A 21,742-nucleotide genomic window follows, 5' to 3' on the forward strand; every position below is an offset into this window, starting at 1 on the left:
CTAAAGTTGAAAAGAGTTCTTGCCAAGCCCTTGCTAATGTACATGGTGAAACATTTTTTTAACAACCCAAACCAATCGTAAGGAGGCGGCAATGGCGTTTGAAAGTCAGGATAAAGCCAAAGCCTATTGGGATAAGAACGTGAAGCTGATGATCACTCTAATGGTGATTTGGTTCGTTGTATCTTTCGGCTGCGGCATCTTATTTGTCGATCAACTTAATCAATTTCAACTAGGTGGTTACAAGCTAGGTTTCTGGTTTGCTCAACAAGGCTCAATCTATGCCTTCCTAGGTATTATTTTCTACTACGCGTGGAAAATGCGCCAAATTGACCGTGAATTCGGCGTAGATGAGTAAGGAGTCACTCAGATGGATTTGAAAACAATCACTTACCTCGTTGTTGGTGCGACCTTTATCCTTTACATCGGTATTGCGATTTGGGCACGTGCTGGATCAACTAAAGAGTTCTATGTTGCAGGCGGTGGTGTAAACCCAATCGCAAACGGCATGGCAACAGCAGCAGACTGGATGTCAGCAGCATCATTTATCTCTATGGCTGGTCTCATCGCCTTTATGGGTTACGGTGGTTCCGTATTCCTTATGGGTTGGACTGGTGGTTACGTACTTCTAGCACTTCTACTTGCTCCTTACCTACGTAAATTCGGCAAGTTCACAGTACCAGAGTTCGTAGGTGAACGTTTCTACTCTAACGCAGCTCGTATCGTAGCGGTTGTGTGTCTTATCATCGCGTCGGTTACTTACGTTATCGGTCAGATGAAAGGGGTGGGTGTAGCGTTCGGTCGTTTCCTAGAAGTTGATTACTCTACTGGTCTACTGATCGGTATGTGTATCGTATTTATGTACGCGGTAATGGGCGGCATGAAAGGGATCACTTACACGCAGATTGCTCAATATTGCGTACTCATTTTAGCTTACACTATTCCTGCAATCTTTATCTCTCTGCAACTGACTGGTCACCCTCTTCCTCAGATTGGTCTAGGTAGTACCATCCAAGGCACCGATGTCTATCTACTCGACCGGCTCGACCAGGTGGTCACCGAACTCGGCTTTAGTGAATACACCACTCAAGTCCGTGGTGATACGTTAAACATGTTTGTTTACACCATGTCACTGATGATCGGTACTGCAGGCCTTCCACACGTAATCATCCGTTTCTTCACAGTACCTAAGGTTCGTGACGCACGTACATCTGCTGGTTGGGCTCTAGTGTTCATCGCTATCCTATACACAACGGCTCCTGCAGTATCTGCAATGGCTCGTCTAAACCTAATGGATACAGTTAATCCAGCACCAGGTCAGCACCTTGCTTATGATGAGCGTCCTGACTGGTTCAAGAACTGGGAGAAAACAGGTCTACTTGGCTTTGATGATAAGAACGGCGATGGCGTAATCCAATACACTTCTAGCGCAGAAACAAACGAGCTAAAAGTTGACCGTGACATCATGGTACTGGCTAACCCTGAGATTGCGAAGCTACCAAACTGGGTAATCGCGCTTGTGGCAGCAGGTGGTCTAGCAGCGGCACTCTCCACTGCAGCAGGTCTATTGCTCGCTATCTCGTCCGCAATATCCCATGACTTAATTAAAGGCGTCATCAATCCGAATATATCCGAGAAGAAAGAACTGCTCGCCAGTCGAATATCTATGGCGGTGGCGATTGCAGTCGCGGGTTACCTCGGGCTCAATCCACCAGGCTTTGCCGCCGGTACGGTAGCTCTGGCCTTCGGTCTCGCCGCGTCGTCTATCTTCCCGGCTCTGATGATGGGTATCTTCAGCAAGGGTATCAACAAGGAAGGCGCAATCGCAGGTATGATTGCAGGTATCAGTATCACGCTATTCTACGTATTCCAACACAAAGGCATCCTATTCGTTGCTGATTGGAAGTACCTAGAAAGCTGGGGTAGCAACTGGTTCCTAGGCATCGAGCCAAACGCATTTGGTGCCATCGGCGCAGTATTTAACTTCGCAGTAGCGTTCGCTGTATCGAAAGTAACAGCTGAAACTCCACAAGAAGTAAAAGATTTGGTTGAGCACGTACGTGTACCAGCAGGTGCTGGCGGTGCGGTAGACCACTAATAAAACAATACTTAAACCACAAAAGCCCCGCTTGGGGCTTTTTTATTCGCTTAACTTATTCTAATAATTAAAGATTCTCTGAACAGTAGCAAGGACGTATAGGAATGCCATTGGTTCTATATTCAGGGATTACGGAAAACGAACAGATAATTGATGGAACTAGTATTTTATGTTCAAAAATAAGCACTTTCTAATCGCATTATTAATTGCCCCAATTCTTTCTCTGATTGCCTACTTTGGTACTGATATGGCGCTGAGTGAGAAGCCTCATGCGGCGAAAGAGGGAGAAACCTATAAGCTGGCCGCGAAATCAAACTGCCGCTACACCAGTGGTTTGTGCGATATGACAAATGGTGAATTTAAAGTGCAGTTCCGCTCAGACAAACTCACCGCACAAGGACTAGACCTATCCTTAAAAGCCGCTTTTCCATTAGAAGGGGTTAAATTATCGATTGTTGATAGCCAAGAACAGAATGCTCAACCTATCGAAATGGCATCAACAGACAGCACTGGACAACATTGGGCAGTCTCACTACCAAAACCAACCTCAGCAGAGAGTTGGCTAAGAGTCGCGATTCAAGCTGAAGGCACACTGTACTACGGCGAAACCCAAACCGCTTTTGTAAAATATGAGACCTTGTTTACTGAATAACGTGAATCAAGAACTGTAATAAAATTTCAACATAAATAGGTATTGCAGTGACTCGCAAGGCGTTACATTCACTTGCACAATATTTGCAAACTTAGCCTACAGTAATTGACTCGAAGCAACATTTTTCGCTAGATTGTCTACCTAACAAGGAACATTGGATGTAATTTTTTTACAAGGCAGGATGATAATGAACGAGAAATACTCTGCGCTCAGAAGCAATGTGAGCATGCTTGGACACTTGCTCGGCAACACCATCAAGGACGCACATGGTGACGTACTTCTAGAGAAAGTAGAAACCATTCGTAAACTTTCTAAGTCCGCCCTAGCAGGCAATCAAACCGACCGAAACAGCTTGATCGAAGAGATTAAAAGCCTGCCAAATGATCAGCTCACACCAGTTGCTCATGCATTCAACCAATTTCTAAACCTAACTAACATGGCGGAGCAGTACCATACTATTTCTCGCCATTGTGATGCGCACGTTTGTGAACCTGACGCCATCAACACTCTTTTCTCTAAGCTAAGCCAAAGCGACATCAGCAAGTTCGATACTGCGCAAGCCGTACGTGACTTGAACATCGAGCTTGTTTTGACTGCACACCCAACTGAAATCACTCGTCGCACCATGATCAACAAGCTGGTCAAAATCAACGAGTGCCTTTCTAAACTTGAGCTCAACGACCTATCAGTAAAAGAGCGCGCGAAAACAGAACGTCGTCTAGAGCAGCTCATTGCACAGAGTTGGCACTCTGACACTATTCGTCAGCAGCGCCCTTCACCACTTGATGAAGCGAAATGGGGCTTCGCGGTTGTGGAAAACTCGCTTTGGGAAGCGGTACCAGATTTCTTACGCGAACTTGATGAGCGTTTAGAAGGTTACTTAGGTGAAGGCCTACCGATCGATGCTCGCCCAGTTCACTTCTCATCTTGGATGGGCGGCGACCGCGATGGTAACCCGTTTGTGACTCACACAGTAACACGCGAAGTACTACTACTCTCACGTTGGAAAGCTGCAGACCTTTACCTAAACGACATCAATGAGCTTGTTAGTGAGCTATCGATGACGCAGTGTAATGACGCCGTCCGCGCTTTAGCGGGTGATGATGAGCATGAACCTTACCGTGCTGTTCTAAAACAACTGCGTGCACTGCTAAACGAAACTAAAGAGATTCTAGACGCGAAAGTTCACGGTCAAAAACTGGCTGTAAAAGCGCCACTCCAACGTGTAGAGCAACTGTGGGAACCGCTATACGCTTGTTACCAATCGCTGCATGAGTGTGGCATGGGCATCATCGCCGACGGTTCTCTACTAGATACGCTACGTCGAATTAAAGCGTTTGGTGTTCACTTAGTTCGTCTTGATGTTCGCCAAGAGAGTACACGTCACTCAGATGTCCTTTCTGAACTTACCCGTTACCTAGGTATTGGTGATTACGACCAATGGAGCGAGCAAGATAAAGTTGCGTTCCTAACCAATGAGCTAGCATCTAAGCGCCCTCTATTGCCTCGCGACTGGGAGCCATCAGAAGCGGTTAAAGAGGTACTGGATACCTGTAAGATCGTCGCAGCCCAACCACGTGAAGCCTTTGGTGCTTACGTAATCTCAATGGCGCGTACTGCGTCTGATGTTCTTGCCGTTCACCTTCTGCTTCAAGAAGCCGGTTGTCCGTATCGCATGGACGTATGTCCTCTGTTTGAAACACTGGATGACTTGAACAACGCAGAAGCGGTTATCAAACAGTTGATGAGCATCGACCTCTACCGTGGCTTTATTCAAAACCACCAAATGGTCATGATTGGCTACTCTGACTCAGCAAAGGATGCAGGCGTAATGTCAGCAGGTTGGGCTCAATACCACGCAATGGATTCACTGGTAAAAGTTGCCGAAGAAGAAGGCGTTGAACTGACGCTATTCCACGGTCGCGGCGGTACGATTGGTCGTGGTGGTGCTCCTGCCCATGCAGCACTGCTATCTCAGCCACCAAAGAGTCTTAAAGGCGGCCTGCGTGTAACTGAACAAGGTGAGATGATTCGCTTTAAGTTAGGCCTTCCAGACGTAGCCGTGAACAGCTTTAACCTGTACGCGAGTGCCATTCTAGAAGCCAACCTGCTGCCGCCACCAGAGCCTAAGCAAGAATGGCGTGACCTGATGGATGTTCTATCTGAAGTCAGCTGTGAAGCGTACCGCCGCGTTGTTCGTGGTGAACCAGATTTTGTTCCTTACTTCCGTCAAGCGACTCCTGAACTAGAGCTAGGCAAACTGCCACTTGGTTCTCGTCCTGCGAAGCGTAATCCAAACGGTGGTGTAGAGAGCTTACGTGCGATTCCATGGATCTTCTCTTGGAGTCAAAACCGCCTTGTACTGCCAGCATGGTTGGGTGCAGGTGAAGCGATTCAATACTCGGTAGATAAAGGCCATCAGGCGCTACTGGAAGAGATGTGTCGTGAGTGGCCATTCTTCTCAACTCGCCTAGGTATGCTTGAAATGGTTTACACCAAATGTAACCTTGAAATTTCTCGCTACTACGATGAGCGCCTTGTTGACAATAACCTGCTTTCACTTGGTGATCGTCTACGTGATCAACTGCAGCAAGACATCAAGTCAGTGCTAAATGTAGAGAACAACGAGAACTTAATGCAGAGCGACCCTTGGGGTTTAGAATCAATCCGCCTACGCAACATCTACGTAGAGCCATTGAACATGCTTCAAGCAGAACTTCTATACCGTACTCGTCAAAACGAAGAGTCGGCACCAGAGCTAGAAGAAGCACTGATGGTGACTATTGCAGGTATCGCTGCGGGTATGCGTAACACAGGTTAATCACTTTATAACCTAGAAAACTGAGAGGTTGGTGTGAAAACACCAACCTTTTTTTGTATCTCTCAAACTCAAAAGTCCAATATTTACCACCACAAAAAGAGACAAATAAACAAAATCATCAATACAAAAATCCATTCAATCCGCCCTATTGAGATTTTTGTCAGTTTTTTGGGTTATTTTGTCCTTCTATTCCACTTTATGCTTATTATTTAGATATACTACTCAACCGCTGTAAGTAACACATAACAAATCTACATACTGCAGCTCCTCGATAATTCATTTATCGATCTTAGGTGATAAACGGCTTTTAAGGTGACATGACCAACAAGTGTTGGTGCCACTTTCTCTACTGATGATCAGTGCCTCAAGAAGCACGACAGCAAATAAGTGGTTGTATTTTTTAGTTTATTTACCATTTGGATTGAAGACATGTCATTACCACACGTTATCTTAACCGTTCTAAGCACACGCGACGCAACTGGATACGATATCACTAAAGAGTTTTCTGCGACGATCGGCTACTTCTGGAAAGCTAGCCACCAGCAAGTTTACCGCGAGCTAAACAAAATGGCGCAGAACAACTTGGTTACTTGTGTTTTAGAACCTCAAGAAGGTAAACCTGACCGTAAGGTTTACTCAATCACAGACGCAGGTCGCATTGCCCTAGGGGAATGGTTCGACCAACCAACGGCACACCCAACAGTTCGCGACGAATTCTCAGCGAAACTGATGGCTTGTGCAGTACAACCAGCGGCACCATACCAAGCACAGCTTGCTGAATTGGTAGAAGAGTCTCGCAAGCTAGTAGCGCACTACCAAGAGATTGAGAATGCATACTACCCAGCGACAGCTGCACTTGATAAGCAGCAACGTCTGGAGCGTCTAACACTTCGTCGCAACCTATTAATCCGTCAAGCTTGGATCGAGTGGGCTGAAGAAGTATTAGCCGAGCTAGAAGAGCTGGCATAACTGACACATAAACGAAAAAAGGTTGGCAATTGCCAACCTTTTCTTGTTTTTGAGGTTAAGAATTAAATTCCATCCCCACCGATAAAGCTTTGTGAGCGACCATTGAACTGCTGGTCCATATCCAGAGAAGGCTTATCTGTTTTAGGTCGTCCAACAATTTTCGCTGGCACACCTGCAACCGTTGTATGAGCAGGTACTGGCTGTAGCACCACAGAACAAGAGCCAATCTTAGCGCCCTCACCCACCTCAATATTACCTAGAATTTTCGCACCAGCACCGATCATCACACCTTCACGGATTTTCGGGTGTCGATCACCGCACTCTTTACCTGTACCGCCGAGGGTTACGTCCTGCAGAATAGACACATCATTCTCTACTACTGCCGTTTCACCAATAACAATACCAGTCGCGTGGTCAAGCATGATGCCATGACCAATGCGAGCCGCCGGATGAATATCCACCTGACATGCAACAGAGATTTGGTTTTGAAGATAGGTAGCAAGAGCAATACGGCCCTGTTTCCACAGCCAATTTGCCACTCGGTAGCCTTGCAGAGCGTGATAACCCTTTAAGTAAAGCAAAGGCATCGAATACATTGCGACAGCAGGATCTCGGTTCACCGTCGCACAGATGTCGCAAGCAGCAGCAGCACTAATACTTGGATCGGCGTTCAGTGCCTCTTCAACCACTTCACGCACCGCCATCGCTGGCATTGAAGCGGTATTAAGCTTATTCGCTAGAATATAGCTTAGCGCGGCGCTTAGGCTATCATGCTTAATAATAGTGGCATGATAGAAGCTTGCTAACATTGGCTCTTGCTCAGAAAGCTCTCGTGCTTCCTTTACAATAGTTTGCCAAACCTTCTGTTTCTCACAATGTTTCATTTCAATTCCTAGTACTGAATCCCTAGTCTCTAGATAATAACTCTATGCTTACAGAGCGCTATTAAGCTTCTGATTTTTTGTCTCGTGCAAGCAGGTCTTTCGCTGCAAGATGTGCATCTTTCCCTTGATACAATACTTGATAAATTTGGTCAACAATTGGCATCTCAACGCCCATGCGTTCAGCGAGCAAGAAAACCTCTTTGGTATTACGGTAACCTTCAACAACCTGACCAATCTCTTCCTGCGCGGTATCAACATCTTTACCTTGGCCCAATGCTAAACCGAAGCGACGGTTACGTGACTGGTTATCAGTACATGTAAGAACAAGGTCACCAAGACCAGCCATACCCATAAAGGTTTCGGGCTGCGCGCCTAAAGCTGCACCTAAGCGTGTCATCTCCGCAAGGCCACGAGTGATTAATGCGGTACGAGCATTGGCACCAAAACCAATACCATCCGACATACCCGCACCAATCGCAATTACGTTCTTCACCGCCCCACCGAGCTGCATGCCAATGAAGTCGCTGTTAGCGTATACACGGAATGTCTTACTACAGTGGATTTTCTCTTGCAGGTCAGCCACAAAATCAGCATCAGGTGACGCAACAGAAATCGCCGTTGGCATACCCATCGCAAGCTCTTTCGCGAACGTTGGCCCTGATAGTACCGCCAGTGAATAGTTTTCACCGATCACATCGAACGCAACCTCTTTAAGTAGGCGACCTGTTTCAGGCTCTAGACCTTTGGTTGCCCAACAAATTCGAGTGTCTTCACGTAGGTGTGGCTTAACGCTGTTCAACACAATACCAAATACATGGCTAGGCACCACAACCAGTAGGTCACGACTCGCTTGAACTGCCTTTTCTAAATCTGATTCAACAATTAACGACTCAGGAAACTCAATGCCTGGTAAGAATTCATGGTTAGCACGATCCGCTTCAAGTCGAGCCATGTGCTCAGGATCGTGCCCCCAAATTACTACGTTCGCACCGTTACGTGCCAATGAGATAGCCAGTGATGTGCCGTATGAGCCCGCACCGATGACTGTCATTGCAATCTCTCTACCGTAGCCATTGTTGGTCTTATCTTTCATTATTCCGCCTAATTGTCATTAAGGTGACTAGAATCTTGTCGTTAACCACTGCACTGCGCAGAAATCAAAAACAAGCGCCCAGTCTTTGGGTGTAAAAAACAAAAAATGCACATCGCATCAACTGGGACACTCTGTGCATTTTATACAGCCCCTCTGCTATACAGAGGAAGTCAATTACGCTTCAGCTTGACCTTCAGTCTGAGCTTGCTGCTGTAGGTAGTTCATAAACAGAGCGTCAAAGTTAACTGGCGCTAGGTTTAGTTGAGGGAACGTACCTTTAACCACTAGGCTTGAGATAGTTTCACGAGCGTAAGGGAATAGGATGTTCGGGCAGAATGCACCTAGGCAATGAGCTAGTTGACCTGCTTCCATGTTACCAGCAGTAAAGATACCACCTTGTTGAACTTCACATAGGAATGCATTGTCTTCAGCGTTCTTAACTGTCACTGTTAGACGTAGAACAACTTCGTATACACCTTCACCTAGTTCACGGCTTTGAGTGTCTAGATCCAGTTTCACATCTGGGTTCCACTCTTTTTGGAACATATCTGGTGAGTTTGGCGCTTCAAAAGAAACGTCTTTTAGGAAGATACGTTGAATCGCAAAGTTCTGTGCGTCTTGTTGTGGTGCTGCTTCAGCCATTATTAAAATCCTTTAATCCTGCAATAAATAGTCTGATTGGAGACTAACCGAGAGACGTTGCTATGACTAGGTTTCCAATGAAATTCGTGGAACTCTTCACATCTCTCTAAAACAAACGCCGATTTTTCAATCAGCGTTTCGATAATCAGCGTTGGAATTACTTCTTGCCTTTAACCAAAGGCATGTTTGCTTCACTCCAAGCGACCAAACCGCTTTTCAGCAGGTTCACATTTTCAAAACCTGCTTTAGCAAGAAGGTTTGCACTCTCTTGAGCCGTTTGACCAGTCTTACATACCACAATGATTGGGTCTGATTTGTGGTTTTCAAGGCTACCGAAGTTACCCGCTTTGATATCTGACGGCAAAATGTGAAGTGCATCAGTAATGTGACCTTTGCGGAACTCATCTTTACTACGGATATCGACCACAACGCCGTTTTCACGGTTCATTAGGTGAGTGGTTTGTGCTGCAGTGATCTCTTTGTAAGCCGCTGTCGTTGACTTAACGATGTTCATGATCAGGGCGATAACAAGACCTACCCAAACCACAGATAGAATCATGTTCTCTTGAAAAAATGCGATGTACTCTTGCATGTCCTGTGCTCTTTGATAATAGAACCGCAGCTTCTAAGATGAAGGGGATTGCGATTCTAGGCTAAAAATTCAGTTCTGAAGTATAGCGAGGTTAAGATGCCTAAGCGAGTCAATTACACTCAGAATAGGAATCTATTACACATTTCTCTACGCTCGTGGAAACGGAAACGCGGTCACTTGATCAATATGATCACAGCCGATCGCCAGCATAATGAGTCGATCGATACCCAGTGCAACCCCGGCACATTCTGGTAACCCCGATTCTAGGGCTGCAATTAAATGGTGATCGATAGGCTGAGGGGAAAGCCCCATCTCGATACGTTTTACATTATCTGATTCGAATCGATTGAGCTGCTCTTGTGGGTTATCCAGCTCATGGAAACCGTTCGCCAATTCAATACCTTTAAAATAGACTTCGAATCTGTCCGCCACTCGTGGATCCGCTTGATTAATTTTCGCCAATGCCGCTTGTGACGCTGGGAAGTCGTAGACAAAGGCAGGGACATCCTGACCAATCTTGCCTTCAACACCAATACTGAATAACAACTGAAGTAGTGTATCTCTGTCTTCTTCAGGATCAGCGATATCACTCAAGCCTAACGTTCGAGCAGACGCTTTTAGTTCATCCATTGAGCCTTCTAGTGGGCATACCCCTAGCACTTTTATAAAGGCTTGCTGGTAAGTCATTCGCTGAGCATAAGCGCAGCCTAAGACAAGCTGAAGCAGTGCATCCATCTCATCCATCAACTTGTGGTGCTCAAACCCGACTCGATACCACTCAAGCATGGTGAACTCAGGGTTGTGGTAACGACCGTTTTCTTCATTGCGAAAGGCTTTATTAATCTGATAGATACAACCACTGCCCGCCGCCAGTAGTCGCTTCATATGGAATTCTGGGCTAGTCATAAAATAGAGCTGACTGCCATCCGCATAACCTGGACCAACAAACTCGGTTTGGAAGGTATGGAGATGGACATCAGTCACCGTGGCGTGACTCATTGCTGGGGTGTCGACCTCAAGAACATCACGCTCAGCGAAAAACTGACGAATCTTGGCCAAAATACCTGCGCGTTGGCGAAGCTGTTCAACCGATGCGGTCGGCTTCCATTCAGTGCTCATAGCAGAAAATCTCATATAAAAATCTGGCAAGGAAAATATCAAGTTTGCTGTGCTTTGCCTAGTTCAATATTGAAGCAAGTTAATAACGTTGCACAGTGCAAAAAACATCCTTTATTAACTCTGATATCAATGATGGCAATGTCATGTAACAGCGCTTTAACAAGCCCTATTAAAGGCGAGCAAGGTAATTGATTGTTGCCGTGATTGCAGTCACATAACCTATATTTTTTATGCCCTCTGATGCATTACCGAAGCAAAACCCTAAATAAATCAATTTTTCTGCAAATTAGCTCTTCTACACTAACCCTACCACTTTTGGGGAGTAACCCCATTTTATTATAACAAGCGGACTATTCCGCAATTTCACACTGGAGGATAACTGTGCAAATTATCACCACAGATATCGCAGTCATCGGCGCAGGCGGCGCTGGTCTTCGTACTGCTATTGCAGCAGCTGAAGCAAACCCTGACTTAGAAGTAGCGCTTATTTCTAAAGTTTATCCAATGCGTTCCCACACGGTCGCTGCAGAAGGTGGCTCAGCAGCAGTTATCAAGGATGAAGATAGCCTAGACAACCACTTCAACGACACTGTTGGCGGTGGCGACTGGCTATGTGAACAGGACGTTGTTGAATACTTTGTAGAAAATGCGACTCGCGAAATGATCCAAATGGAGCAATGGGGCTGCCCATGGAGTCGTAAAGAGAACGGTGAAGTCAACGTACGCCGCTTCGGCGGTATGAAAGTTGAGCGCACTTGGTTCGCAGCCGATAAAACCGGCTTCCACATGCTTCACACCCTATTCCAGACATCAATGAAGTACGACAACATCAAACGTTTTGATGAGTACTTTGTGGTGGATCTACTTGTGGACGAAGGTGAGGTTCAAGGCCTTATCGCGATTCACATGTCAGAAGGTGAATTGGTCACTATCAAAGCTAAATCCGTTGTACTTGCAACGGGTGGCGCAGGTCGTGTTTATCACTGTAACACTAACGGCGGTATCGTAACGGGCGACGGCATGGCGATGGCTTACCGTCACGGCGTTCCTCTACGTGATATGGAGTTCGTTCAATACCACCCAACAGGTCTTCCTGGTACAGGCATCCTAATGACCGAAGGTTGCCGTGGTGAAGGCGGTATCATCGTCAACAAGAATGGCTACCGTTACCTACAAGATTACGGCATGGGCCCAGAAACTCCAGTTGGCCAGCCGAAGAACAAATACATGGAACTGGGTCCTCGTGACAAAGTTTCGCAAGCTTTCTGGCACGAACAGCAGAAAGGCAACACCATCAAGCACCCTCTTGGTGATGTCGTACATCTAGACCTTCGCCATTTAGGTGAAGAGTATCTACAAGAGCGTCTACCGTTCATCTGTGAACTAGCAAAAGCTTACGTGAACGTTGACCCTGCGAAAGAGCCGATTCCAATTCGTCCAACTGTTCACTACACCATGGGTGGTATTGAAACCAACGGCGAATGTGAAACACGCATTAAAGGTCTATTCGCGGTTGGCGAATGTGCTTCCGTTGGTCTTCACGGTGCAAACCGCTTAGGTTCTAACTCACTGGCTGAGTTCGTGGTATTCGGCCGCGTAGCAGGTGAGCAAGCAGTGAAGCGCGCTGCAGAATTCAAAGGCTGGAATGAAGAGTCTATCGCGGCTCAAGTGAAAGCGGTTGAAGAGCGCATCGCAGCACTGATGAATCAAGAAGGCGATGAAAACTGGGCTGATATCCGTACTGAGATGGGTCACACCATGGAAGCGGGTTGTGGTATCTACCGTCAAGAAGATCTGATGCAAGCAACGATCGATAAGATCACTGAGCTGAAATCACGCTACAAAAACATCAGCATCAAAGACAAAGGCAAAGTGTTCAACACTGACCTTCTCTACGCTATCGAAGTGGGCTACGGCCTAGAAGTTGCTGAAGCTATGGTTCACTCTGCAATCCTACGTAAAGAGTCACGCGGTGCGCACCAACGTCTAGATGACAACTGCACGGAACGTGATGACGTGAACTTCCTTAAGCACTCTCTGGCCTTCTTTAAAGAAGATGCAGCGCCAAGTATCGACTACAGCAACGTGAAGATTACTAAGTCACAACCAAAAGCACGTCTATACGGTGAAGCCGCAGAGAAAGCAGCGGCTGCTGAAAAAGCTGCTGAAGCAGAAGCGAAGAAAGCAGAGGAGCAAGCATAATGTCAGCGAATCGCATCCAAAAAGTAGAGGTTCTTCGTTACGATCCTGAGAAAGACGCAGAGCCGCATTTTCAAACCTTCGAAGTGCCGTTTGATGAAACAATGTCAACGCTTGACGCTCTGGGCTACATCAAAGACAACCTAGACAAAGACCTTTCATACCGTTGGTCTTGTCGTATGGCGATCTGTGGTTCTTGCGGCATCATGGTTAACGGCGTGCCTAAGCTAGCATGTAAGAGCTTCCTGCGTGATTACCCAAATGGCGTGAAGATCGAACCATTAGCAAACTTCCCAATCGAGAAAGACTTAATCGTTGATATGACGCCGTTTATCGAGCGCCTAGAAGCAATCAAGCCTTACATCATTGGTAACGACCGTAAGCCTGAAGATGGCGCGAACCTGCAAACACCTGAGCAGATGGCGAAGTACAAGCAGTTCGCTGGCTGTATCAACTGTGGCTTGTGTTACGCAGCGTGTCCTCAGTTTGGCCTAAACCCAGAGTTTATTGGCCCAGCGGCACTGACACTGGCTCATCGCTACAACCTAGATAGCCGTGACAACGGTAAATCAGAGCGTATGGCACTGATCAATGGTGAAAACGGTGCTTGGGGCTGTACGTTCGTGGGTTACTGTTCTGACGTTTGTCCGAAGAACGTAGACCCAGCGGCAGCGGTAAACCAAGGTAAAGTGGAGTCTTCAATGGACTTCGTTATCTCTATGTTCAAGCCTGATGGCACACCAACAAAAACTGCAGAGGAGGCGTAAGATGAGCAACCGTAAACCTTACGTTCGCGAAGTTAAACGTACTTGGTGGAAGAACCACCCGTTTTACCGCTTCTACATGCTGCGTGAAGCAACCGTTCTGCCGCTAATCTTGTTCACACTGTTCCTGACCTTTGGCCTAGGTTCGCTAGTGAAAGGCCCTGAAGCTTGGCAAACGTGGCTAAACTTCATGGCAAACCCAGTTGTGATCGCGATTAACATCGTTGCTCTACTTGGTAGCCTGCTGCATGCTCAAACTTTCTTTAGCATGATGCCGCAAGTAATGCCGATTCGCCTTAAAGGAAAGCCAGTTGATAAGAAAATCATTGTGCTGACTCAGTGGGCTGCAGTCGCGTTTATTTCACTGATTGTGCTTGTCGTTGTTTAAGGAGCTATGACTATGAAACCGAATTATTCTGTAGATAGAGCCCCTAAGCGTTCTGATGAGCCAATCTGGTGGGGCCTATTTGGCGCAGGCGGTACTTGGTTTGCGATGATCACTCCAATCACTATTTTGGTGCTTGGCGTATTAGCACCACTAGGCGTGATTAACTCAGAAGCGCTAAGCTATGAGCGTGTTGCAGACTTTGCCACCAGCATTATCGGCGCACTGTTTATCATTGGTACGCTTGCCCTACCAATGTGGCATGCAATGCACCGCGTACACCACGGTATGCACGACCTAAAATTCCATACTGGTTTAGTCGGTAAAGTAGCGTGTTACGCATTTGCAGGTCTTATCTCGGCATTGGCTGTTATTTTTATCTTCATGATTTAACCAGCAGAAGATAAAACTAAGCCCGCTCAATTGAGCGGGCTTTTTCGTTTCTATTGATATCCCGATTGGGATTACAGGATAAAGCGGCTTAGATCTTCGTCTTCAATCGTATCGCCCAGTTTCGCTTTCACGTACTCAGCGTCGATGGTTAGCTTAGAGCCTGACTTATCGGTTGCTTCAAATGATATTTCATCCATCAAACGCTCCATCACAGTATGTAGACGACGAGCACCGATGTTTTCCGTGGTTTCGTTCACTGTCCACGCCGCTTCAGCGATTTGAGTAATACCTTCTTCCGTAAACTCAACATCGACCTCTTCTGTCTTCATCAACGCAACGTATTGCTCGGTTAACGATGCTTTTGGCTCAGTGAGAATACGTTTGAAGTCATGGCTAGATAGCGCTTCGAGTTCAACACGAATAGGCAGACGACCTTGTAGTTCAGGAATCAGATCTGATGGCTTGGCCACTTGGAATGCGCCTGAAGCAACAAATAGGATATGGTCGGTCTTAACCATGCCGTGCTTAGTCGATACCGTGCTACCTTCAATCAAAGGCAGTAGGTCACGCTGAACACCTTCTCGAGAAACGTCAGGGCCAGAGCTCTCACCACGCTTACAGATCTTGTCGATTTCATCAATGAACACGATACCGTTGTTTTCTACGTTGAAGATTGCTTGCTCTTTTAGCTCTTCTTGATTTACAAGCTTCGCCGCTTCTTCTTCAGTCAGTGCTTTGAATGCTTCTTTGATTTTCAGCTTGCGCTTTTTCTTCGTATCGCCTGCTAGGTTTTGGAACATGCCCTGAAGCTGGTTTGTCATCTCTTCCATACCAGGAGGAGCCATGATCTCCACACCCATTTGTGGTGCAGCAACATCGATTTCAATCTCTTTGTCGTCTAGCTTGCCTTCACGAAGCTTCTTGCGGAAGATTTGACGTGTGTTTGATGAACTTTCATCTTGTTGCTCGTTTTGACCCCAAGCATCACGAGCCGGTGGAAGTAGCGCGTCTAAGATACGCTCTTCAGCTTGCTCTTCTGCGCGGAATTTAACTTTTTCCATCGCTTGCTGATGAGTCATCTTAATCGCAACGTCAGTTAGGTCACGGATAATGGTTTCCACTTCCTTACCTACGTAGCCCACCTCGGTAAACTTAGTCGCTTCTACCTTGATGAAAGGCGCATTGGCTAGCTTAGCAAGACGACGAGCGATTTCAGTTTTACCTACACCCGTTGGACCAATCATCAGAATGTTCTTAGGCGTTACTTCAACACGCAAGCTCTCTTCAAGCTGCATACGACGCCAGCGGTTACGTAGTGCAATCGCCACAGAACGTTTTGCTTTTTCTTGGCCAATGATATGACGGTTCAGTTCATGAACAATTTCGCGAGGAGTCATTTCAGACATAGTCAGTTTCCTTTAAATTCTTGTTGCCACTATCTTTGTTTATTCCGCCAGATTACTCGGCTTGATCGGCTGGGATTTCTAGTTCTTCGATAGTGTGGTGATGGTTCGTAAACACACAGATATCACCGGCAATTTTCAGTGATTTTTCTGCGATGTCACGAGCATCTAATTCGGTATTTTCTAATAGAGCAGTGGCTGCCGCTTGAGCAAAGTTACCACCTGAACCAATGGCAATCAGGTCGTTCTCAGGCTGAACCACATCACCATTACCTGTAATGATAAGTGATGCTGTTTCATCGGCTACAGCTAACAGCGCTTCTAGCTTGCGCAGAGCACGATCACTACGCCAATCTTTTGCCAGTTCAACGGCTGCTTTGGTTAAATGGCCTTGGTGCATTTGCAGCTTGCTTTCAAATTTTTCAAACAGCGTGAAAGCATCTGCCGTACCACCAGCAAAGCCAGCTAAAACTTTGTTGTTGTACAGGCGACGCACTTTGCGCGCATTGCCCTTCATTACTGTGTTACCCAGAGATACTTGGCCATCACCAGCGATGACGACTTTATTATTACGACGTACAGATACAATGGTAGTCACGAGTAGGGCCTCATAGTTGTTTTAATCTCGGTGTTAAAAGTTATATGAGGTTATAGACAAAGGAATTCAAGGGGAGAAGGAAGGTTACAAATGATGAGAAATCTATTTATTCTGCCGCCATCTAGAGCAAATAAAAAAGCGAACCCATCGAGGTTCGCTTTTCATCTATTTACTGCGACTCTTTCCAAATCGCACAAGGTTCAATCTTCGCACGTTGCAGTTTGTGCTTATCTCGCTCTGCATCACGCTTGAGCTTGTATGGACCAAGTACTACTCGATACCAGCTGCTGCCCTCTTTCTTGCGGATTTCACTGCTAATACCTTGGAATGCGATGTCCAGTTTGCGCGCTTCAGCTTGCTGAGCCTTCTTGTACGCACCACACTGCATGATGTATGGGATTTTCGATATTACCTGCTCTTTCGCTTGCACTTCTACTTCACGACTAGGCAAGCTTTCCACGTAATCCCACTTCTCTTCTGGAGGCGGTGGTAATTTCGCTTGCGGTTTTGGCTTAGGTTTTGTTTTAGCAGGCTCAACAACCGGTGTTGGCGGCTCAGGATCATTGCTTAAAAGATACAGGCCATAACCAAACGCACTGACAAGCAATACTGCCAGTAAACCACTGCGCCAAGGCTTACGGCGAGGCGCTGTCTTTTTTGCGGGCTTACGGCTATTTCCACCACGGCCACGTTTTACATAATCTCTATTTGCCACGACTAAACATCAATAAAGTTGGTTACCACTGTCGGTATGTTAATCCAGAATGCGATGCGATGACAGACTAGAAATGGAAGCGGCGCATCAAAATGCGCCGCTTAGGATATCTAGCTTAAATCATACGAGGTGGTGCCGCACTTTCACGAACAACCAAAGTGGTTTCGAGTAAGCGAGAGCCCGCTCGAACGTCATGGCCTCTCAATAGCTCAAGCATCATCAACATAGCTTGACGGCCAATCTCGTAGCGAGGCTGAGAAATAGTGGTTAGCGGTGGATCGCAGTACTGCGCGAAATGAATATCATCGAAGCCCACAACAGAAAGATCTTGTGGTACTCGCAGACCGAGCTTTTTCGCTTCTTGGATTGCGCCAATCGCCATCGCATCGTTGTGGCAGAAAATCGCGGTCGGTGGTTCAGGCAGAGCAAGTAATTGACGAACGGCTTTCGCACCAGCCTCAAAAGTGAAATCACCGTATGTACAGAAGTTTTGATTCATTGTGATTCCCGCACGGCGCAGCGCTTGCTGGTAACCTTGATGGCGGAACTGACACAGCACTGCAGATTCTGGCCCTGAGATTTGAGCCACACGTTTATGCCCCATCTGAGTCAGATAGTTAACCGCTTCAAACGCTGAAGTTAAGTTGTCAATGTGTACGGTAGGCAATTCAAGCTCTGGCGCAAATTCACACGCCATGACCATAGGTGGTAAGTTTTTCTGCTCAGGTTTACTGACGTCAAATGGAAGATCAGTCCCTAGCAACAGCATTCCATCAGCTTGTTTAGTGAACACGAGATTAACGAAAGAGCTTTCACGTTTCTTCTGTTGGCCACTATCACCTAATAGAACGATGTATCCATGCTCCATAGCCGCATCTTCGATACCACGAATGATCTCGGTATAGTACGGGTCACAGATATCAGGAATGATTGCGATGATTGTTTTGGATTCGTTACGACGTAGATTACGTGCTAACGAGTTTGGTGAATAACCAGCTTCTAAAACCGCATCTTCAACTCTTTTCCTTGTTGCTGATGATACTTTTTCTGGATTCATTAGCGCTCGTGAAACCGTCGCTGTTGAAACTCCCGCAAGCTGGGCAACATCCTTCATTGTCGCCATATTTTCTTAACCCTCTTAAATAACCTTATCTGGTAGCTCAGTTGCCACCTAAACCTAATTGAATTGCATCTCATCGACCAAACGGACAATACGATGTTATTTGTAGGTTAGTACCTATCTTCTCATTAATTTCGACAACGCAATCGTTTAACTATCAAACTATGACTTGAAAACAATACTTTGCACATCACCTAGTTTATTCATTTAAGGGCACAAAGTTACGGGAGATTTAACAAAATGAGCAGCCAATGGGAGATCTTGGTCACAATTAAATGAAAAAGGCATGCATGCAATATTCTTAAAAGCAGACCAAAGGAGAGGATTGAGTCTGATTTTATAAAAAATCAGATCAAAGAGAGCCGTTGATTAACTCAGATCTTGTGGCTCAATATCGAGTGACCAACGCACTTTTTTGGCATTAGGCAGCATCTGGATAGCGGGCTTAGCACTCGACAATAATTTCTGCATAACAGGACGACTTTGTGTTTGTAGCAAAAGCTGCCAACGAAACTTACCCGCCCTTTTAGCCATAGGTGCAGGAGTTGGACCTAATACTTGGCAAAAATTATCAAACAATGGATGGGCTTCTAGTGTATGGCGCACCTGACGCAAGAAATCTTCCACTTCTTGAGAGTGGTTTGCCTCGGCTCTAAACAGAGTAAGGAAGGAGTATGGTGGCAATTGAGCATGCTTACGCTCTTCTAATGCCGTTTCAGCAAAATGACGGTAACTTTTATTCAGCAGCGCTTGCAACAAACTGTGCTCTGGGTGGTGAGTCTGCAAGACGACTTCTCCTGGCTTACTCGCACGTCCTGCTCGCCCTGCCACTTGTATAAACAGCTGAGCCAAACGTTCAGAGGCTCGGAAATCACTACTGTAGAGAGAGCCATCCACGTCCAATAAACCTACCATGGTCACATCAGGGAAATGATGCCCTTTTGCTAACATCTGAGTCCCAATTAAGATCTGATACTCCCCATTGCGAATTGCTCCAAGTGCACTCTCTAAGCTTCCCTTGCGGCGCGTACTATCGCGATCAATACGAATCGTTTTGTATTCAGGAAAAAGCTCAGCCAGTTGCTTTTCAAGCTGCTCAGTACCCACTCCAACCGTAACAAGGTGTGTTGAACCACACCCTTGGCAATGATGAATCGTTGGCTGCTGCGAACCACAGTGGTGGCAACGGATCTCATTACTGTTTTGATGATAGGTATAGTAAGCATCACAACGTTTACACTCTGCAATCCAACCACACTCATGGCACATTAAGGCTGGCGAAAAGCCTCGTCGGTTCAAAAACAGCATCACCTGGTTGCCCGCCGTTAGGTGTTTGCGCATTTCGGCAATTAATGGCGCTGACAAGCCGCTTTCAAGGTACAACCCTTTAACATCGAGCACTTTATTAGTAGTCGGTGTCGCGCTGCCTGCTCGCGAAGAGAGGATAAGGTGGTGATATTTGCCCGCCAGTGCATTATGGAGCGTTTCTAATGCAGGTGTTGCTGAACCGAGCACAATCGGGATTTGCTCTTTATTCGCACGCATTACCGCCACATCGCGAGCATGGTAACGCAAACTATCTTGCTGCTTGTAGGACGCATCGTGCTCCTCATCAACAATGATAATGCCCAAATTAGCAAAAGGCGTCAGCAATGCCGAACGTGTGCCGATCACAATGCCGCAGACATTGTCGCGTGCACTCAACCAAGCATTCAGGCGTTCAGTATCATTAAGGCCTGAATGAATCACTTCAACAGGTACATTGAAACGTTTTTTGAAGCGGTTAATGGTTTGTGGCGTTAAACCAATTTCAGGAACAAGTACCAGAGCTTGTCGCCCTTTTTCTAATACTGGTTTGATTAGGTTCAGGTAAACTTCAGTCTTGCCCGAGCCAGTGACCCCTTCCAATAAATAGCAGCCAAATCCGTCCGCACTGTTCACTGTCGCAATCGCCACGGCTTGCTCTGCATTCAATTTGGGCTTATCGACTTGCGCCTCTACATCTTTTTGCCAATCTCGGACTACCGGACGCTTTTCAATCGACTCGATCCAACCTTTCTCCGCTAAGGTCTTTAATACCGACGAAGAGACCTCTTCATCAATAAAGCGTTGATGAGGAACAGAGCCCCCTTCTAGCATATGCATAACCTTGGCTTGCTTAACTGCACGACCGAACCCTTGCATGAATTGGTCACGCCCAGCTGAAGTCAGTTGCCACTCCACCAGCGTCGCAAAGTCGGCTTCTTTACCTTTTCTTAGCGCACTGGGCATCGCATTGAGCAACGTATCGCCCAATGGATACTGATAAAACTGACTGCACCAGTTCAACAGTGAGTACAAGGTATCAGGCCAAACTGGTTGACTATCAAGTACCTGCTTAATCGGTTTCAGTTTATCGAAGCCGAATTCAGACTCATTAACCAATGCGGTCACAACACCCACTAACGTTTGACGACCAAAAGGCACAGAAACCCGTCCGCCTATAATAGGAAATAGGTGACTAGGAATTTGGTAATCGAACTGTTTATCAAGTGGCACAGGTAGTGCAACTCGGGCAATCATTGGTCGCATAGTTTGGCTATAAAGCTCGCTGGAAGGAAACGTTGTTAGTCTAAGGTAAAAGGAGAGAGCTGGAAAGAGAGCAACAATCAGTGGCTATCTGCTATACAGGCTAAAAAAGTAGCAGTTTATGGCTCAAACGGGTTGATCCTGCCTCATCTATTCATTACTATATCGCGCCTTAGAGATATGGCTACCTTGGTGTAGCGGTATCCTAAATCATTTTTTATTAACTACGTGTGGTGTCCGGCTTAGAATCGGATAGCGACACGGCCTATATTAGAGGTTCTCCCATGAAAGCTGGTATCCACCCAGAATACAAAGCAGTTAAAGCAACTTGTTCTTGCGGTAACTCTTTCGAGTTCAACTCAACTCTAGCTAAAGAGTCTATCCACCTAGACGTATGTGACAAATGTCACCCATTCTACACTGGTAAGCAGCGTATCGTTGATACTGGCGGCCGTGTTGATCGCTTCAACAAGCGTTTCGGTGCTCTATCAAGCAAGAAGTAATTCTGCTCTGATATCGAATCTGAAAAAGGACGCTCCGGCGTCCTTTTTTATTGCCCTCTAACTTACCTTTCTCTCATTTTATAGAGTAATCGTTTAGTGAATTTGATATTCGCTAGCCATATCTCTATTCATCTGGTCTTATCTCCAGTCATTTAACACATTTTATTGCTTCAGCTCGCATTCTGACCTAGATAGCTTGACTTAGTTACTCTAGAATGGATTTCCCC

20 protein-coding genes are annotated in these 21,742 nt (G+C 46.3%); 10 read left to right on the forward strand and 10 right to left on the reverse strand.

The genetic code is table 11. The features are described from left to right. Window positions 1-91: 91 nt before the first annotated feature. From F0231_RS13550 to F0231_RS13570, 5 genes are all read left to right on the forward strand, one after another. Complete coding sequence (locus F0231_RS13550; protein WP_004410602.1) at window positions 92-355, forward strand: DUF4212 domain-containing protein; 264 nt, start codon at window positions 92-94, stop codon at window positions 353-355. Between the two features lie 12 nt (window positions 356-367). Continuing rightward, window positions 368-2,095 carry a sodium:solute symporter family protein gene (locus F0231_RS13555; protein ID WP_171760243.1) on the forward strand — a complete coding sequence of 576 codons (1,728 nt, stop codon included), beginning with the start codon at window positions 368-370 and terminating at the stop codon, window positions 2,093-2,095. Between the two features lie 169 nt (window positions 2,096-2,264). Then, a complete protein-coding gene (locus F0231_RS13560) occupies window positions 2,265-2,747 on the forward strand; it encodes a hypothetical protein (RefSeq protein WP_171760244.1) in 483 nt (160 codons plus the stop codon). Between the two features lie 187 nt (window positions 2,748-2,934). Next, window positions 2,935-5,568 carry a phosphoenolpyruvate carboxylase gene (ppc, locus tag F0231_RS13565; RefSeq protein WP_171760245.1) on the forward strand — a complete coding sequence of 878 codons (2,634 nt, stop codon included), beginning with the start codon at window positions 2,935-2,937 and terminating at the stop codon, window positions 5,566-5,568. A 429-nt stretch (window positions 5,569-5,997) separates the two neighbouring features. Further along, window positions 5,998-6,537 (forward strand): PadR family transcriptional regulator, encoded by a 540-nt coding sequence (locus tag F0231_RS13570; protein ID WP_171760246.1) that lies wholly within the window; start codon window positions 5,998-6,000, stop codon window positions 6,535-6,537. Between the two features lie 62 nt (window positions 6,538-6,599). On the opposite strand, the gene cysE is transcribed toward F0231_RS13570, so the two are convergent. The 5 genes from cysE to epmA all read right to left on the reverse strand — a co-directional run bounded on the left by cysE (window position 6,600) and on the right by epmA (window position 10,867). After that, window positions 6,600-7,421, reverse strand: a complete 822-nt coding sequence (gene cysE / locus F0231_RS13575) for a serine O-acetyltransferase (protein ID WP_171760247.1) — start codon at window positions 7,419-7,421, stop codon at window positions 6,600-6,602. A 61-nt stretch (window positions 7,422-7,482) separates the two neighbouring features. Further along, the gene (gpsA, locus tag F0231_RS13580) at window positions 7,483-8,517 is read right to left on the reverse strand and encodes an NAD(P)H-dependent glycerol-3-phosphate dehydrogenase (RefSeq protein WP_171760266.1); all 1,035 of its coding nucleotides are present in this window, start codon (window positions 8,515-8,517) and stop codon (window positions 7,483-7,485) included. 171 nt (window positions 8,518-8,688) lie between these two features. Next, complete coding sequence (gene secB, locus F0231_RS13585; RefSeq protein ID WP_171760248.1) at window positions 8,689-9,156, reverse strand: protein-export chaperone SecB; 468 nt, start codon at window positions 9,154-9,156, stop codon at window positions 8,689-8,691. A gap of 157 nt (window positions 9,157-9,313) precedes the next feature. Beyond that, the gene (locus tag F0231_RS13590) at window positions 9,314-9,748 is read right to left on the reverse strand and encodes a rhodanese-like domain-containing protein (protein WP_171760249.1); all 435 of its coding nucleotides are present in this window, start codon (window positions 9,746-9,748) and stop codon (window positions 9,314-9,316) included. Window positions 9,749-9,895: 147 nt separating this feature from the next. Next, window positions 9,896-10,867, reverse strand: a complete 972-nt coding sequence (gene epmA, locus F0231_RS13595; RefSeq protein WP_171760250.1) for an elongation factor P--(R)-beta-lysine ligase — start codon at window positions 10,865-10,867, stop codon at window positions 9,896-9,898. Between the two features lie 381 nt (window positions 10,868-11,248). Between epmA and frdA the strand changes: the two genes are divergently transcribed. The 4 genes from frdA to frdD are packed head-to-tail and all read left to right on the forward strand — an operon-like array spanning window position 11,249 to window position 14,608. Then, window positions 11,249-13,069, forward strand: a complete 1,821-nt coding sequence (frdA, locus tag F0231_RS13600) for a fumarate reductase (quinol) flavoprotein subunit (RefSeq protein WP_171760251.1) — start codon at window positions 11,249-11,251, stop codon at window positions 13,067-13,069. Beyond that, window positions 13,069-13,833, forward strand: a complete 765-nt coding sequence (locus tag F0231_RS13605; protein ID WP_171760252.1) for a succinate dehydrogenase/fumarate reductase iron-sulfur subunit — start codon at window positions 13,069-13,071, stop codon at window positions 13,831-13,833. The genes frdA and F0231_RS13605 overlap by 1 nt, the downstream gene beginning before the upstream one ends. A gap of 1 nt (window position 13,834) precedes the next feature. Further along, window positions 13,835-14,218, forward strand: coding sequence for a fumarate reductase subunit FrdC (gene frdC, locus F0231_RS13610; protein ID WP_171760253.1), 384 nt, complete (start codon window positions 13,835-13,837; stop codon window positions 14,216-14,218). Window positions 14,219-14,230: 12 nt separating this feature from the next. Further along, on the forward strand, window positions 14,231-14,608 hold the full coding sequence (frdD, locus tag F0231_RS13615; protein WP_171760254.1) for a fumarate reductase subunit FrdD: 378 nt from the start codon (window positions 14,231-14,233) through the stop codon (window positions 14,606-14,608). A 71-nt stretch (window positions 14,609-14,679) separates the two neighbouring features. Here frdD and hslU read toward each other — a convergent pair whose 3' ends face one another. From hslU to priA, 5 genes are all read right to left on the reverse strand, one after another. Then, window positions 14,680-16,014: an HslU--HslV peptidase ATPase subunit gene (gene hslU, locus F0231_RS13620; protein WP_171760255.1), complete on the reverse strand. Its 1,335-nt coding sequence runs from the start codon at window positions 16,012-16,014 to the stop codon at window positions 14,680-14,682. 52 nt (window positions 16,015-16,066) lie between these two features. Beyond that, window positions 16,067-16,609: an ATP-dependent protease subunit HslV gene (gene hslV, locus F0231_RS13625; protein ID WP_171760256.1), complete on the reverse strand. Its 543-nt coding sequence runs from the start codon at window positions 16,607-16,609 to the stop codon at window positions 16,067-16,069. Between the two features lie 169 nt (window positions 16,610-16,778). Next, on the reverse strand, window positions 16,779-17,324 hold the full coding sequence (locus F0231_RS13630; protein ID WP_171760257.1) for an SPOR domain-containing protein: 546 nt from the start codon (window positions 17,322-17,324) through the stop codon (window positions 16,779-16,781). 115 nt (window positions 17,325-17,439) lie between these two features. Further along, window positions 17,440-18,447, reverse strand: a complete 1,008-nt coding sequence (gene cytR, locus F0231_RS13635) for a DNA-binding transcriptional regulator CytR (protein ID WP_171760258.1) — start codon at window positions 18,445-18,447, stop codon at window positions 17,440-17,442. A 366-nt stretch (window positions 18,448-18,813) separates the two neighbouring features. Beyond that, window positions 18,814-21,015 (reverse strand): primosomal protein N', encoded by a 2,202-nt coding sequence (priA, locus tag F0231_RS13640; protein WP_171760259.1) that lies wholly within the window; start codon window positions 21,013-21,015, stop codon window positions 18,814-18,816. Window positions 21,016-21,296: 281 nt separating this feature from the next. Between priA and rpmE the strand changes: the two genes are divergently transcribed. Next, window positions 21,297-21,515 (forward strand): 50S ribosomal protein L31, encoded by a 219-nt coding sequence (rpmE, locus tag F0231_RS13645; protein ID WP_004743259.1) that lies wholly within the window; start codon window positions 21,297-21,299, stop codon window positions 21,513-21,515. The last annotated feature ends 227 nt before the right edge of the window (window positions 21,516-21,742 follow it).

The organism is Vibrio sp. RE86 (assembly GCF_013114545.1).
Lineage (GTDB): Bacteria > Pseudomonadota > Gammaproteobacteria > Enterobacterales > Vibrionaceae > Vibrio.